14 protein-coding genes and 2 pseudogenes are annotated in these 14,585 nt (G+C 75.1%); 8 read left to right on the plus strand and 8 right to left on the minus strand.

Features of this window, described 5'->3' with window-relative positions; all coding sequences use genetic code 11:
* Positions 1 to 24: 24 nt before the first annotated feature.
* Positions 25 to 597, plus strand: coding sequence for an RNA 2',3'-cyclic phosphodiesterase (thpR, locus tag ACFYNX_RS15440; RefSeq protein ID WP_388661813.1), 573 nt, complete (start codon positions 25 to 27; stop codon positions 595 to 597).
* A gap of 253 nt (positions 598 to 850) precedes the next feature.
* Complete coding sequence (locus ACFYNX_RS15445) at positions 851 to 1,840, plus strand: aldo/keto reductase (RefSeq protein WP_365542907.1); 990 nt, start codon at positions 851 to 853, stop codon at positions 1,838 to 1,840.
* A gap of 81 nt (positions 1,841 to 1,921) precedes the next feature.
* On the opposite strand, the gene ACFYNX_RS15450 is transcribed toward ACFYNX_RS15445, so the two are convergent.
* The 3 genes from ACFYNX_RS15450 to ACFYNX_RS15460 all read right to left on the minus strand — a co-directional run bounded on the left by ACFYNX_RS15450 (position 1,922) and on the right by ACFYNX_RS15460 (position 4,510).
* Positions 1,922 to 2,614: a GDSL-type esterase/lipase family protein gene (locus ACFYNX_RS15450; protein ID WP_388661815.1), complete on the minus strand. Its 693-nt coding sequence runs from the start codon at positions 2,612 to 2,614 to the stop codon at positions 1,922 to 1,924.
* A 111-nt stretch (positions 2,615 to 2,725) separates the two neighbouring features.
* Positions 2,726 to 3,421 (minus strand): class I SAM-dependent methyltransferase, encoded by a 696-nt coding sequence (locus ACFYNX_RS15455; protein WP_388661817.1) that lies wholly within the window; start codon positions 3,419 to 3,421, stop codon positions 2,726 to 2,728.
* Between the two features lie 246 nt (positions 3,422 to 3,667).
* Positions 3,668 to 4,510: an alpha/beta fold hydrolase gene (locus ACFYNX_RS15460; protein WP_388661819.1), complete on the minus strand. Its 843-nt coding sequence runs from the start codon at positions 4,508 to 4,510 to the stop codon at positions 3,668 to 3,670.
* Between the two features lie 70 nt (positions 4,511 to 4,580).
* Between ACFYNX_RS15460 and ACFYNX_RS15465 the strand changes: the two genes are divergently transcribed.
* The gene (locus ACFYNX_RS15465; RefSeq protein ID WP_388661821.1) at positions 4,581 to 5,585 is read left to right on the plus strand and encodes a WD40 repeat domain-containing protein; all 1,005 of its coding nucleotides are present in this window, start codon (positions 4,581 to 4,583) and stop codon (positions 5,583 to 5,585) included.
* 79 nt (positions 5,586 to 5,664) lie between these two features.
* Here ACFYNX_RS15465 and serC read toward each other — a convergent pair whose 3' ends face one another.
* Positions 5,665 to 6,783: a phosphoserine transaminase gene (serC, locus tag ACFYNX_RS15470; protein WP_125668231.1), complete on the minus strand. Its 1,119-nt coding sequence runs from the start codon at positions 6,781 to 6,783 to the stop codon at positions 5,665 to 5,667.
* A gap of 51 nt (positions 6,784 to 6,834) precedes the next feature.
* Here serC and ACFYNX_RS15475 point away from each other — a divergent pair, with 51 nt between their 5' ends.
* Positions 6,835 to 9,729 carry an FAD-binding and (Fe-S)-binding domain-containing protein gene (locus ACFYNX_RS15475; protein WP_388661823.1) on the plus strand — a complete coding sequence of 965 codons (2,895 nt, stop codon included), beginning with the start codon at positions 6,835 to 6,837 and terminating at the stop codon, positions 9,727 to 9,729.
* A gap of 31 nt (positions 9,730 to 9,760) precedes the next feature.
* Here the strand turns inward: ACFYNX_RS15475 and ACFYNX_RS15480 are convergent, their stop codons facing one another.
* Entirely contained in the window at positions 9,761 to 10,630 is an 870-nt protein-coding gene (locus ACFYNX_RS15480; RefSeq protein WP_365542928.1) for a LysR family transcriptional regulator, read from the minus strand.
* A 135-nt stretch (positions 10,631 to 10,765) separates the two neighbouring features.
* On the opposite strand from ACFYNX_RS15480, the gene ACFYNX_RS15485 reads away from it, so the two are divergent.
* The 4 genes and pseudogenes from ACFYNX_RS15485 to ACFYNX_RS15500 all read left to right on the plus strand — a co-directional run.
* A complete protein-coding gene (locus ACFYNX_RS15485; RefSeq protein WP_388661825.1) occupies positions 10,766 to 11,689 on the plus strand; it encodes a DMT family transporter in 924 nt (307 codons plus the stop codon).
* A 24-nt stretch (positions 11,690 to 11,713) separates the two neighbouring features.
* Positions 11,714 to 11,914, plus strand: coding sequence for a hypothetical protein (locus ACFYNX_RS15490; RefSeq protein ID WP_356543245.1), 201 nt, complete (start codon positions 11,714 to 11,716; stop codon positions 11,912 to 11,914).
* A 118-nt stretch (positions 11,915 to 12,032) separates the two neighbouring features.
* A complete protein-coding gene (locus ACFYNX_RS15495; protein ID WP_388661827.1) occupies positions 12,033 to 12,374 on the plus strand; it encodes an SCO0607 family lipoprotein in 342 nt (113 codons plus the stop codon).
* Positions 12,375 to 12,490: 116 nt separating this feature from the next.
* Positions 12,491 to 12,643 (plus strand): annotated as a pseudogene (locus ACFYNX_RS15500) (VOC family protein); the annotation flags it as partial.
* Between the two features lie 46 nt (positions 12,644 to 12,689).
* On the opposite strand, the gene ACFYNX_RS15505 reads toward ACFYNX_RS15500, so the two are convergent.
* From ACFYNX_RS15505 to ACFYNX_RS15515, 3 genes and pseudogenes are all read right to left on the minus strand, one after another.
* Positions 12,690 to 13,268, minus strand: coding sequence for a hypothetical protein (locus ACFYNX_RS15505; protein ID WP_388661829.1), 579 nt, complete (start codon positions 13,266 to 13,268; stop codon positions 12,690 to 12,692).
* A gap of 58 nt (positions 13,269 to 13,326) precedes the next feature.
* Positions 13,327 to 13,662, minus strand: coding sequence for a YnfA family protein (locus tag ACFYNX_RS15510; RefSeq protein ID WP_125668259.1), 336 nt, complete (start codon positions 13,660 to 13,662; stop codon positions 13,327 to 13,329).
* A gap of 500 nt (positions 13,663 to 14,162) precedes the next feature.
* Positions 14,163 to 14,480: pseudogene (locus tag ACFYNX_RS15515) on the minus strand (MerR family transcriptional regulator); the annotation flags it as partial.
* Between the last annotated feature and the right edge of the window lie 105 nt (positions 14,481 to 14,585).

Genomic DNA, 14,585 nt, shown 5'->3' on the forward strand with positions numbered 1-14,585 from the left:
TTCGTGGCCTGTCAGACTCCTCTCATGAGGCTCTTCGCCGCCGTTCTGCCGCCCCCGGAGCGGTTGGACGAGCTCGGGCAGGTCGTGGACCGGCTGCAACGGCTTCCGGGGGCCGGTGGGGTGCGCTGGACCTCGCGGCCCGGGTGGCACCTCACGCTCGCCTTCATGGGGGAGGTGGAGGAGGCGGTGGTGCCCGAGCTGCGGGTGCGGCTGGGGCGGGCCGCGTCCCGTACGGCCCCGTTCTCCCTGCGGCTCCACGGGGGCGGGCACTTCGGGCGGCGGGCGCTGTGGGCCGGGGTCGCCGGGGACCTGGACGCGCTGCGGCTCCTCGCCGAGCGGTCCGACGCGGCCGCGCGCCGGGCCGGGATCGCAATAGAGGAGCACCGCCGGTACCGGGCCCACCTGACCGTCGGCCGGGGGGACGGGATGGACACGGGGCCCTTCCTGGAGCTGCTCGACGGGTTCGAGGGCGGCCGGTGGGAGGTGGCGGAGCTGGTGCTCGTGCGGTCGAGCCTGCCGGTGAGCGGGGTGCGGGGCGAGCAGCCCCGGTACGAGAGGGTCGGGGGGTGGGCCCTGGGCGGGAACGGTGCGGGTTAACCTCGGAGGGTGGACCCGAAGACTCGTAACCGGATCATGGCCGGTGTGCTCGTACTGATGTTCGTCATTGTCGCGGTGGCGTCGGTGGTCGGTCAGTAGGAGCCGTCCCGTCCCCGGCCGGGCGGCCGCCGGTCTCGGCGGAGCGGAAGCGCAGGTCGTTCACGGTGCGGTCCTCGCACGGGCACTCGATCCGGATCCGCTCGCGCGGGCCGCCCTTGCTTCGAGCGCACTCGAAGCAGTTGGCTGGTGACCCATGGAGTACACGCAGCTCGGACGCACCGGACTCAAGGTCAGCCGACTCGTCCTCGGCACGATGAACTTCGGACCTCAGACCGACGAAGCCACCAGTCACTCGATCATGGACGCGGCCCTGGACGCGGGGCTCAACTTCTTCGACACCGCCAATGTGTACGGGTGGGGTGAGAACAAGGGGCGGACGGAGGAGATCGTCGGCTCCTGGTTCGCCAAGGGCGACGGCCGCCGCGACCGCACCGTCCTCGCCACCAAGGTGTACGGGAACATGGGCGCCGACGGCGAGGCGTGGCCCAACCACGACAAGCTGTCCGCCCTCAACATCCGGCGGGCCGTCGAGGGCAGCCTCAAGCGGCTCGGGACCGACTACATCGACCTCTACCAGTTCCACCACGTCGACCGCGCCACGCCCTTCGAGGAGGTCTGGCAGGCCGTCGACGTGCTCATCCAGCAGGGCAAGATCCTGTACGCGGGGTCGTCCAACTTCCCCGGGTACAAGATCGCCCAGGCCAACGAGATCGCCGCGCGGCGGGGATCCGTCGGGCTCGTCAGCGAGCAGTGCCTCTACAACCTCTTCGAGCGGCGCGCCGAGATGGAGGTGATCCCGGCCGCGCAGGAGTACGGACTCGGGGTCATCCCCTGGTCGCCGCTGCACGGCGGTCTGCTCGGCGGGGTCCTCAAGAAGGAGGCCGAGGGCAAGCGGCGCACGGAGGGGCGCGCGGCGGCCACGCTCGCCGATCCCGCCTCCCGGGCGCGGCTCCAGGCCTACGAGGACCTGCTCGACAAGCACGGCCTGGAGCCGGGCGAGGTCGGCCTGGCCTGGCTGCTCACCCGGCCCGGTGTGACGGGGCCGATCGTCGGGCCCCGGACCCCGGAGCAACTGGCCGGAGCCCTGCGCGCCCTGGAGGTCGAGCTGGACGAGGAGTTCCTGTCCGCGCTCGACGAGATCTTCCCCGGCCCCGGGCCTTCCCCGGAGGCCTTCGCCTGGTGATCCCGTAGGGGGTCGGGCTCACTCCCACCGCGCGGTCCTCGGGCCGCGCGGTGGCGGCGACCGTGCCGTGCTGCCGGCGCGTCAGGGGCCGGGTGTGTACGGGCCGCCCAGGTCCCAGGCCTGGTGCATCGCGTCCGCGAAGGCCGCCGCCAGTTTGTGTTCGCCGCTGGGGCCCGGGTGGGTGCCGTCGTAGGTGTCGGCGGGGAGGGCGTACGACTCCGGGACCGTCCCCAGGAGCAGCGGGGAGGCCGGGGTGTCCAGGTCGGCCACGGCCTTCGCGAGGAGGTCGTTGAAGCGGGCGCACTCGGCGGCGAAGGGGGCGTCGTAGGTGGCCCGGACGTTCGGGATGACCGGGAGGAGGACCGCCCGGACGCGCGGGTTCGCGGCGCGGGCGGCCCCCACGAAGGCCCGGACGTTCGCGTCCGTCTGCTCGCTGTTCGTGTAGAAGCCCAGGTCGATCAGGCCGAGGGAGACGAGGAGCACGTCCGCCCCGGTCGCCGCGACCGTCTCCCCGATCACCGGCGCCATGTGCAGCCAGCCCTCGCCCCAGTTGGCCAGGTGGCGGCGGGCGGGCGCGGGGAAGTCCGGCGCCGCGTACGCCTCGCCGTCGTGGGGGCCGTCCGGGGCCGCCGGGTCGTACAGGCCCGTGCGGGGGCCGACGATCTCGTACCCGCCCGGAAGCGTGGCCTCCAGGTGCTGCCACATCCGGTAGCGCCAGGTCCAGTCGCCGGCGCGTCCGATGGTCATGCTGTCGCCGACGAACAGAAAACGCATGGTCACATCATCGCGGATCGTGGGGTGGGGCCTGTTGTGATCCGGGGCACCCCCTGGGGCCTGTCCGGCCATGATCCGCCGGACGGGCACTCAGGGGCCTCCGTCCCCGTGTCAGCGCAGGCGGCGGGCCCGCAGGACCACGTCGTCGGTGTGGTGGGCGCCCGCGCCGCCCTCGGGCACCACGCGGGGCCGCTCCTCGTCCACCTCGATCCGCCAGTCGTCGCCGAGGAGCGCGGCGACCATCGAGGGCCAGACGTAGTCGGCGGGGTCGAAGGCGGCGTCCTGCGGTTCGGGGTGGTGGTCCTCCATGCCCGCGTGGTGGACGAGCAGGAGGACGCCGCCGGGCGCGACGGCGGCGAGCAGGGCGTGCTCGGCCGCCGCGTCCGGGGTGCGCAGCAGCGCCGGGTACTGCGCGGAGACCAGGTCGAAGGAGGCGGGCGGGAGCGCCGCCTCGGCCAGCCCGGCGTGCACCCAGCGGACGTCGGCTCCGGCGTCCCGCGCGTGGGCGGCGGCCCGGGCGAGGGCCACCCCCGAGACCTCCAGGGCGGTGACGTCCCAGCCGGCGCGGGCGAGCCAGATGGCGTCCGCGCCCTCGCCGCAGCCGACGTCGAGCGCGCGCCCGGGGGTGAGGTCGGCGACCTCGGCGACGAGCGCCCCGTTGGGCTGCCCGCTCCAGAGCCGGTGGCGCTCGGAGTAGCGGCTGTCCCACTCGTCGCGCACGGCGGGGTCGCCGACGTAGCCGTCGGTGAAGGGCTCGCCGGAGGAGCCGGTGGACGAAGGGAGGGTCTCTGCGGTGTCGTCTGCCATGGCCCCACCGTCGCGCAGTGCCCGCGCGCCGGGCCAGTCCTGTTGCGGAAACGGCAAAGGAGGGGGTCCACGCGCGCGGAGACGGCAAAGGAGGGGGCACGCGCGCGCGAAGACGGGGCTGTGGACTGGTACCGGGCCGGGGCGCCCTTCGGAGGGAGCACGCGCGCGAAGACGGGGCGCTCGGCCGGGCCCCCTGGAAGGGCATCCAAGGGGTCCACGCGCGCGGAGACGGGCCCCGCGAGGGCCTCAGGAGGCCAGGAAGCCGTCCACCGCCCCCGTGAAGCCCTCCGCGTCGTCGTGCCACGGGAAGTGGCCCGCCCCGGGCAGTACGGTCAGCTCCGCCTTCGGGAACAGGGCCGCGTACGCGGCGGCCGTCGGCGGCGGGGTGTTCACGTCGCCCTCGCCCGCCACCACCAGGACCGGGCGGTCGAACTCCGCGAGCACCGCGCGCGTGGCGGGCGGGTCGAAGGCGCCCTCGCCCGCGTAGGCCGCCGCGGCCCCGTCGTTGCGCTGCCGGGCGCTCTCGGCGTGCCGCTCCCGCGCGGCCCCGTCCCAGGTGCCGTGGAGGAACGGCGCGACCGCCCCGAACGTCTCCGCCGTGCCCCGCCCCGCCGTGACCTCCTCCAGGGCCGCGTACGCCGGGCCGAACCACGGCTCCCCGCTCCGCAGCCGCGCCGCCGCGAGCCGCTCCTCCGGGGGCGTGTCCAGCGCCACCGCCGCCGTGCCGGGCGTGACGAGCACCAGGCGGGCCACGCACGCGGGGTGCCGGGTCACGTACAGCGCCGCCAGGTTCGCGCCCGCCGAGTGGCCGAGCACGTCGACGGCGTCGAGGCCGAGGTGCGCCCGCAGCGCCTCCACGTCCGCCACCTGCCGGTCGCAGCGGTACGAGGCCGGGTCGTCCGGCACCGCCGACGCCCCCGTGCCCCGCAGGTCGAGCCGGATCAGCCGGCGGCGGGCCGCGAGGCCGCCGAGGTCGCCCAGGTAGGCGGAGTCCTGCATGGGGCCGCCGGGGAGGCAGAGCAGCGGGGCCCCGGAGCCGGAGTCGTGGTAGGCGAGTTCCGTGCCGTCGGGTGCGAGGAAAGTGGGCATGGACGCGACCATGACAGTGGAACCGATCATGGTCAACGGGTCACCGGCGGCCCGTGGCAGGCTTGGACGCATGCGATCTGCTCTGTGTGCCCTCGGCGCCGCGGCGGCCCTGGTGCTGCTCCCGGCCGCTCACGCCCGTGCCGAAGGGCCGGAGCCCGACCGGGACTTCACGATCCGGGACACCCGGATCACCGAGTCCAGCGGCCTCGCCGCGAGCCGCGCCCACCCCGGGATCTACTGGACGCACAACGACCAGGACGCGCCCCTGATCTACGGCGTCGACTCCCGTACGGGAGAGACCGTCGCGACCCTGACCCTGGAGGGGGTCGGCACCCCCCGCGACATGGAGGCGATCTCCGTCGGCCCCGACGGGGACGTCTACGTCGGCGACATCGGCGACAACCTCGACGGCTCCTGGGACCACGTCTGGATCTACCGCTTCCCCGAGCCGAAGGTCCTGAAGGACCAGAAGGTGGCGGCGAAGCAGTACGTCGTGAAGTACGCCGACGGGCCGCGCAACGCCGAGGCCCTGATGGTCCACCCGAAGACCGGCCGGGTCTACATCGCGAGCAAGGACGAGGACGGCGGCGGCCTGTACGCGGGGCCCGAGCGGCTCTCCGCGTCCGGGACGAACGTCTTCCGGCGCGTGGGCGAGGTGCCCTGGGTGACCGACGGCGCCTTCTCCCCGGACGGCGGCCGGCTCGTCCTGCGCGGCTACTTCAGCGCCCAGGAGTACGCCTGGAAGGACGGGCGCCCCGGCGACGGGGGGACGCCCGTGGGGGTGCCCTTCCAGGGGCAGGCGGAGTCGGTGACGTACACGGCCGACGGCTCGGCCCTCATGTTCGGCTCGGAGGGGAGGAACAGCCGCGTCCTGCGCGTGGACCCGCCGTCGGGCGGCGCCGGGCAGGACACGAAGCCCCCGGCCGGCTCCCCGGCCACGCCCGGCGCCTCCGCCTCCCCGTCCTCCGCCGCCCCGGACGGCGGCGAGCAGGGCAACGCCACCGTCGGCTTCCTCGTCCTCGCGGGCGCCACGCTCCTGGTGGTGGCGGGGAAGCGGCTCGTGCGCCGCAAGTGACGTCCGTACGCACGCGGGAGGGCCCGGCACCGCGAGTGCGGCGCCGGGCCCTCCGTACGCGAAGTGCGGGCCGGGGGAGTTACAGCTTCTCGATCACGTAGTCCACGCAGGCCGTCAGGGCCCGCACGTCCGCCGGGTCGATCGCCGGGAACATCGCGATCCGGAGCTGGTTGCGGCCCAGCTTGCGGTACGGCTCGGTGTCCACGATGCCGTTGGCGCGCAGGACCTTGGCGACCGCCGCCGCGTCGATCTCGTCCGCGAAGTCGATCGTGCCGATGACCTGCGAGCGCTTCGCCGCGTCCGCCACGAACGGCGAGGCGTACTTGGACTCCTCGGCCCACGTGTACAGCGCGTCCGACGACTCCTTCGTGCGGGCCACGGCCCAGTCCAGACCGCCCTGGCCGTTGATCCACTTGAGCTGCTCGTTGAGCAGGAAGAGGGTCGAGAGCGCCGGGGTGTTGTACGTCTGGTTCTTCAGCGAGTTGTCGATCGCCGTCGGCAGCGAGAAGAACTCCGGGACGTGCCGGCCGGAGGCGTGGATCCGCTGCGCGCGCTCCAGGGCGGCGGGCGAGAACGCCGCCAGCCACAGGCCGCCGTCGGCCGCGAAGGACTTCTGCGGGGCGAAGTAGTAGACGTCCGACTCGGTGATGTCGACGGGCAGGCCGCCCGCGCCGGAGGTCGCGTCCACCAGGACGAGCGCGCCCTCGTCGGCGCCCGCGACCCGCTCGATCGGGGCGGCGACACCGGTGGAGGTCTCGTTGTGCGTGTACGCGTAGACGTCGACGCCCGCCTCGGCCACCGGCTCCGGGTGGGTGCCCGGGTCGGAGGAGATCACGCTCGGGTCGGCCAGCCAGGGAGCCAGCTTGGCGGCCTTCGCGAACTTGGAGGAGAACTCGCCGAAGGCGAGGTGCTGGGACTTGTTCTCGATCAGCCCGTGGGTCGCGACGTCCCAGAAGGCGGTGGAGCCGCCGTTGCCCAGGATCACCTCGTAGCCCTCGGGCAGCGAGAAGAGGTCACGGATGCCGGTACGCACCTCGCCGACCAGGTTCTTGACCGGAGCCTGGCGGTGGGACGTGCCGAGGAGGGAGGTGCCGGTGGCGGCCAGGGCGTCCAGCGCCTCCGTACGCACCTTGGAGGGGCCCGCGCCGAAACGGCCGTCGGCGGGCTTGATGTCAGCGGGAATCTGGATATCAGCCACGAGGCGGAGGGTATCGGGTCGCGGAGGGGCCGGTCGCCGGATGTCCGCCCGATGAGACGGGGGACGGGACATCCTGGGGTTGTGGGAAGACACGAGGAACACGCGTTTGAGCTCGCCGCGGCCCTGCGGTCCGCCGTCGCCGGAGAGGTCGACTTCTCCGCCGCGGCCAGGGCCCTGACCACCATGGACGCCTCCAACTACCGCCGCGTTCCGGTCGGTACGGTCGCCCCGCGCGACGCCGCCGACGTCGTGGCGGCCCTGGAGGTCTGCCGGGCGCACGGCACGCCCGTGGTCGCCCGGGGCGGCGGGACGTCCATCGGCGGGCAGGCCACGGGCACGGGCGTCGTGCTCGACCTCACACGCCACATGGGCGGGATCGTCTCCCTGGACCCGGAGGGGCGGACGGCGGTCGTCGGACCGGGGCTCGTCCTCGACCGGCTGCGGGCGGCGGCCCGCCCGTACGGGCTGACCTTCGGCCCCGATCCGTCCACGCACGACCGCTGCACGCTCGGCGGGATGATCGGCAACAACGCCTGCGGGGCGCACTCGGTCGCGTGGGGCACCACGGCGGACAACGTGCGCTCGCTGGAAGTGGTGACCTACCGGGGCGCGGAGTTGACGCTCGGGCGGGAGGGGCGGGGCGCGCCGCCCGGACTGCGGGAGCTGGTGGAGAAGAACCTCGCCCTGCTGCGGACCGGCTACCCGGAGGGGCTCCCGCGCCGGATCTCCGGGTACGCCCTCGACGCGCTGCTCCCGGAGCGGGGCAGGGACGTGGTCCGCTCCTTCTGCGGCAGCGAGGGCACGCTCGGGGTGATCACGGAGGCGACGGTACGGCTCGTGCCGCTGCCCGCCGAACCCGTCCTGGTGGTGCTCGGGTACGCGGACGAGGGCGCGGCGGCGGACGCGGCGCCGGGGCTGCTCCCGTACGGGCCGCTGACGGTGGAGGGGATGGCCCTCGACCTCGTGCCGGACGCGGTGGGGCTGCCCCGGGGCGGGGCGTGGCTGTTCGCCGAGGTCGACGGGCCGGACGCGGCCCGGCGGCTGGTCCGGGCGGCGGACGCGCTGGACTCCGCCGTCGTACGGGACCCGGCCGGGCAGCGGGCGCTGTGGCGGATCCGGGAGGACGCGGCGGGGACGGCGACCCGGGCGCTCGGCGGGGGCGAGGCGTGGCCGGGCTGGGAGGACTGCGCGGTGCCGCCGGCGCGGCTCGGCGCGTACCTGCGTGCATTCCGTGCGCTCCTGGCCGACTTCGGTCTCCGGGGGATCCCGTACGGGCACTTCGGGGACGGCTGCGTCCACGTGCGGATCGACTTCGACCTGTGGACGCGGGAGGGGGTACGGCACTTCCGCCGCTTCTCGGAGGCGGTGGCCGACCTGGTGGTCGCCCACGGCGGCTCGCTCTCCGGCGAACACGGCGACGGGCGGGCGCGGGCCGAACTGCTCCCGAGGATGTACGGGGAGGAGCTGGTCGGGCTCTTCGGCGCGGTCAAGGACCTGTGGGACCCGGACGGGGGCCTGAACCCGGGGATGCTGGTCCGGCCGGGGCGGCTGGACGAGGGGCTGCGGTTCGCGGGGCTTGCGGGGACGGGGGCGTCGGGAGCGGGACTTTCGGGAGCGGGCCTCTCGGGCGGGGCGCCTCCGGGGGCGGAACTTCCGCTCGTGGGGATGGGGCGGACGGCGGCCCGGTGCGTCGGAGTCGCCAAGTGCCGCGCGGAGGGGCCGGGTTCGGGGCCCGGCGTGATGTGCCCCTCCTACCGGGCGACGGGGGAGGAGCGGCACTCGACCCGGGGGCGGGCGCGGCTGCTGCACGAGATGGCGATCGGGGAGGTGATCACCGGCGGCTGGCGCTCGGAGGAGGTCCGCGAGGCGCTCGACCTGTGCCTGTCCTGCAAGGGGTGCCGCAGCGACTGCCCGGTGGGCGTCGACATGGCCGCGTACAAGGCGGAGTTCCTGGACCGCCACTACGCGGGCCTGCGCGGCCTCCTGCGCCGGCCGCGCTCGCACTGGACGATGGGGCGGCTCCCGCACTGGCTGGACCTGTTCGGGCGGGGCCTGAACGCGGGGCTGCGACTGCCGTTCGCGGCGCGGCTCGCGGGGGTGACGCCGGAGCGGACGATGCCGAGGGTGGCGGAGGCGTCGTTCACGTCCTGGTTCGCCGAACGCGCCTCGGACCGCCCGCCGGCCCTGACCCTCTGGCCCGACACCTTCACCGACCACCTGTCCCCGGAGGTCGGCCGGGCGGCGGTCCGGGTCCTGGAGGACGCGGGGCTCGGGGTGGCGCTGCCGGAGGGGCGGGTGTGCTGCGGGCTCACGTACGTGTCGACGGGGCAGTTGGGGGCGGCGAGGAGGGTGATGCGGAGGACGCTGGACGTGGTGGTGCCGTCGGGGAGGAGGCCGGAGCTGCCGGCCCCGTCCGGAGCGTCCGCGTCGGCTTCTTCCCCGGGTGACCTCCCCGTGGTGGTCCTCGAACCCTCCTGCGCGGCGACCCTCCGCACCGACCTGCCCGAGCTGCTGCCGGACGACCCCCGGGCCGCCTGCCTCGCCGCCTCCGTCCGCACCTTCGCGGAGGCCCTGGAGGAGCTGGCCCCCGGCTGGGCGCCGCCCCGCCTCGACCGTCCGGTCACCGGCCAGACCCACTGCCACCAGCACGCCGTCCTGGGCGACGCCGCCGACCGGCGGCTGCGCGCCCGCGCGGGCCTCACCGGCGACCTGGCGGGCGGCTGCTGCGGCCTGGCGGGCAACTTCGGCTTCGAGCCGGGCCACTACGACGTCTCGGTCGCCTGCGCCGAGGACCGGCTCCTGCCGTCCCTGCGGGCCGCGCCCCCGGAGGCCGAGGTCCTGGCGGACGGCTTCTCCTGCCGCACCCAGATCGCGGACCTGACGGGCGGACGGGGACGGCACCTGGCGGAGCTGCTCGCGGAGGGGGTGGAGGAGGGGGCGCGGTGAGCGGGTGAACGCGCGGTCCCGTGAAGGAGGTTCAGGAAGCCGTACGGGTCTCCGCGACGATCTCGCGGGCCAGCGCCGCCAGCGCTTCCGTCGCCGGGTGCGGGAAGGCGTCCCGCCAGGCCAGGACGACCGGGAGCGGGGGCGCGTCCGGGAGGGGGCGGTAGACGACGCCGGGGTACGGGTGGAGGGCGGCCGTGGAGGCGGAGGAGACGCCGGCGCCCCGGCCGGCGGCGATGGCGGTGAGCCAGTCGTCGGTGTTGGCGACGGTCAGCGTGGCCGCCGGGCGGACGGCGGCGGGCCACAGGGCGAGGGTGGTCGCGCCGGAGACGGTGTTGAGGACGACCGTCTCGCCCGCCAGGTCGCCGAGCGCGAGCCGCGGCCGGCCGGCGAGCGGGTGGTCGGCGGGCAGCGCGGCCACCCGGGGCTCCGTGGCGAGCTCCTCGGTGACCAGGCCGGGCGCGTCCACCGCGCCCCGGAGCAGGGCCGCGTCGACCTCGCCGCGGACGAGCCCGGCGGTGCGGTCGTCGACGCGGAGGAGTTCGAGCGGGGTGTCGGGGTGCTCCCGCTGCCAGCGCCGGAGCAGGGGAGTGGTGTACGGGCCGAACGCCGACCAGGCGTGCCCGAGGCGCAGGGGGCGGCGGCGGAGGCCGGCCGGGTCGACGGCCGCGTCGAAGGCGGCGAGGGCGGCGGCCGCCCGGTCCCGGAAGGCGAGGCCCTCGGCGGTGAGGGCGAGGTGGTGGGTGGAGCGGTCGACGAGCCGGACGCCGAGGTGCCGTTCCAGGGCGGCGAGCGTGCGGGAGACGGCGGGCTGGGTGAGGTGGAGCCGGGCGGCCGCCCTGGTCAGGCTGGACTCCTCGGCGATGGCGAGGAAGCAGCGGAGGTGGCGTAGCTCGATGCTCATGCGTCGGGAGCATAAACGCAGCGCAATCGGCATTTCCGCTGCCGCGCGGGGGCCCGTACGGTGAGGTGGTGCCGCACCGGGCCCCGGTGCGGCGGACCTTCGTGCGTACCGCGCAGTGGTGATGAGGAGCAGCCGGTGGACAGTCCGGTCAAGGACGTGACCCCGGTCGCGACGGCGGCGGCCGCGGGGCCTCGGGGAGTCCCCGTACGGGACGAGGGGCCGGGCGGCCGGCTCGGGTCGGTCGCCCTGGTCGTCACGAGCGGGCTCTCCGTGCAGTTCGGGGCCGCCGTCGCCGTCCTCCTCATGCCGCGCGCCGGCGCCCTCGGCGTCGTCACTCTGCGGCTCGTGCTCGCCGCGGTCGTGCTGTTGGCCGTCTGCCGGCCCCGGGTCCGCGGCTACGGCCGCGCGGACTGGGGGACGATCGTCGCCTTCGGCACCGCCATGGCGGGGATGAACGTCCTCATCTACCAGTCGTCGAGCCGGATCCCGCTGGGCGCCGCCGTGACCCTGGAGGTCCTCGGCCCGCTGATCCTCTCCGTCGTCGCCTCGCGCCGCTGGACGAACCTGCTGTGGGCCGGGCTCGCCCTGGCCGGCGTCGTCCTGCTCGGCGGGGGCGGCTTCGACCGCCTGGACCCGCTGGGGGCGGCCTTCGCGCTCGGGGCGGGCGGCATGTGGGCCGCGTACATCGTCTTCGGCGCCCGCACCGGCCGCCGCTTCCCGCAGGCCGACGGGCTCGCGCTCGCCATGGCCTTCGGGGCCGTCCTCAGCCTGCCGCTCGGCATCGCGGAGGCGGGCGGGCGGCTCCTCGTGCCGTCGACGGTCGCCCTGGGCCTCGCGGTCGCGCTGATGTCGTCGGTCCTGCCGTACACCCTCGAACTCCTCGCGCTGCGCCGCATGCCCGCGCCCACCTTCGCGATCCTGATGAGCCTGGAACCGGCCGTCGCGGCCCTGGCCGGCTTCCTCGTCCTCAGCCAGGCCCTGTCCACCGCCGACGCCCTCGCCATCGCCCTCGTCATCGCGGCGAGCATCGGCGCGGTCCGCACCCGGCCGAAGGGATAGGGTCCCGGCAAGGGGGGAACAAACGTGCGCGGTGACGGTGAAGGCGTGTGGGACGACGACGAGGGCCGAGAGGTCCTCCGCCGCGCCGAGCGGGCGACCCGCTGGGGCTGGACGGCGATCGCGGGCGTGACGGGCCTGCTCGGCTGCGCCCTGGTGACCTTCCTGGTGGTCGGCCTGCTCGCGGTGGTCGGGGGCGTGTACGTCGTGATGACGGGAAACCGCTAGCGCGCGTGCCGGCTCCGTTGAGTAGGGACGCGGCGCCCGCCTGAGTACCGGTACTCACGCTTCGGCGATCTCCGGGAACGAGAGTGGGGACAGCCCTCACGACCGACAGGAGACGACCGTGACCACCCCCGCTCTGGCCGACACCCCCCGCTCCCTCCGCCGCCGGATCCGCACCTCCGCGGCCGCCGCGCTCACGGGAGCGGCCGCGGTCCTGGCCCTGACCGGCTGCTCCGGCCTCTCCTTCCAGGACGACATCTGCGCCGGGGGCGAGTACCCCGTCATGACCGTCGGCGCGACCGGCTCCGCCTGCGTCAAGGACGGCGAGAAGGTCCCGGAGGGCTACACGCGCTACCCCGAGGGCAAGGTGCCGCAGAAGGTCGACGACGAGTGGGACGTGTACTGGCGCACCCACACCGTCGACAAGGAGGGCAACGTCATCGACGCCCCCGAGGCGGGCTGACCGGGCCGGGGCCCACCCGGACCGGCCTCCGCCCGGACCTGCCCCGCCCGGGTCCGGGCCGGGCCCGCCCACCCGGGCCCCGCTCCTTGTCCACCGGGCGCCCTTGGACTCCCCGCGTGATCGCCGACTTCCAGTGCCTCGTCCTCGACTGTCCCGGGCCCCGCGTGCTCGCGGAGTTCTACCGGGCCGTGCTCGGCGGGGAGGTCGACCGGCCGGACCGGCGCTGGTCCCTCGGCGAGGACTGGTCGACCCTGCACACCCCCGGCGGACCCGGCCGGGCGTCCGTTCTGCCTGGTCCGGCACTGAGCGCGGCGCTCAGCCGAACAGGTCCAAGAGGTCCGTCCAGGAGCCGCCGTCGGTCGAGCGGGACCGCATCGGGCGCGGGTCCGGGTAAGCGGTGAGCGCGGTCCGGACGGCCTCCGGGCCGCCGCACGCCGTGACCGCGAAGTCACCGAAGGCCCTGGCGAACGCGGCCGGGTCGCGGAACTCCACGCCGTACGCGCGGCCGTCGTGCAGCGGCACCCGGACCACCCGGTCGGACCGGGGCCATTCCCGTACGGGGCGGTCGTCCGCGGTCGACCGGTCCTCCAGCCACAGCCGTGCCACGTGCAGCAGGTTGATCCGGTCCATCGGCAGTCGTCCGCGTCGTACGCGCAGCTCGTGCGTGGTCAGGGTGACCAGGCGGTCCTTCCGCGGGTACCAGGCCACGCCGATCCCGAACGGCACCCACAGCAGGATCCCGATCACCGGCCAGACCAGGGCGTCGCCCCACGAGCGGAGCAACCCGCCGTCCAGGAGGTACAGGGCCCCGAAGACCAGGGCCCACTTCGCCGTCATCCGCCAGAACCCGGTGCCCTGCCGGTACAGGACCCGTTCCTTCCCCGTCGTCGTCATGCCCGCACGCTATCCATCGGCGGGTACGCGGGAACGCGGGTACGAGGGAACGCGGGGTTCAGTGGCCGCGCGGGGCGTACATGATCACGGCCATCCCCGCCAGGCAGACCAGCGCGCCGATGACGTCGAAGCGGTCGGGGCGGTAGCCGTCGGCGGCCATGCCCCAGGCGATCGACCCGGCGACGAAGATCCCGCCGTACGCGGCCAGGACGCGGCCGAAGTTCTCGTCGTTCTGGAGGGTGGCCACCACGCCGTACACACCGAGCGCGACGACGCCGGCGCCGATCCAGATCCAGCCCTTGTGCTCGCGGATGCCCTGCCAGACCAGCCAGGCGCCTCCGATCTCGAACAGGGCGGCGACGGCGAACAGGGCGAGGGAGCGGGCGACGAGCACGGTGAGGACTTTCTGACGGGGGCGAGCGCGGTGGTCAGGGGGGCGGGGGCGAAGAGGTCGGTCAGCAGCGCCCGGCCCTCGGCGGGGGCCCGGACCTCCAGGTGGAGGACCGGGCCGTCGAGGTGGAGGCGGAAGTCGAAGAACGGGCAGCAGCGCTGTTCCGCGGTGGCCAGCTCGGCGACGCGTACGGCCCGGTCGGCGGGCAGGGTCAGCCGCAGGCCCTCGGGTACTTCGGCCCGGGCGGCGCCGTCGACCGCCTCGCGCCACCGGGCGGCGCGCTCGTGCACGTCCGCGCCGGTGAGCGAGCAGGCCACCGGTGCCGTACGCCACCGCTCGGCCTCTTGGCGGCCGGGGGACTCGTTTCCCGGGACCGGGGCCGGGGCCGGGGACGAGGGGAGGGCGGGGGCCGGGTCCGGGGAGAGGAAGCCGCATTCCGGGTCGCACCGGCCCGCCCGGTCGGGCAGCACGTCCAGGTGCACGAGCGCTCCGTGGAGCGAGGCGCTGAACGCGGCCAGTTCGGCGGTACGCGCCTCGGCCTCGGCCAGCCGGGCGGCGATCCGCGGCCGCAGGTCCGCCTTCACGTCCCGGCAGGCGCCGGCCTCCCACACCCGCAGCAGCTCGCCGATCTCCTCCAGCGGCAGCCCCAGGTGTTTGGCCGCGTCGATGAAGGACAGACGGGCCAGGGCGTCCTCGCCGTACACCCGGTACCCGGCGGGCGTCCGGTCGGCCGGCAGCAGCCCCTTGTCCTCGTAGAAGCGCAGGGTCGTGGCCGGCACCCCGCTCCGCTCGGCCAGTCGGGAGATCCGCATGGGGGTCATGCCGTCGACCGTAAACCTTCCACCCGGCTCGAAGGTCAAGGGGGACGGGGACGGCGTGGAGGCGGGCGGTGGCCCGATTTCGTCGCTCTTCGGCCGCCGGACTGT

Origin of the sequence: Streptomyces sp. NPDC007872 (assembly GCF_042868165.1) — a bacterium.
In the GTDB taxonomy this organism is placed as follows: Bacteria; Actinomycetota; Actinomycetes; order Streptomycetales; family Streptomycetaceae; genus Streptomyces.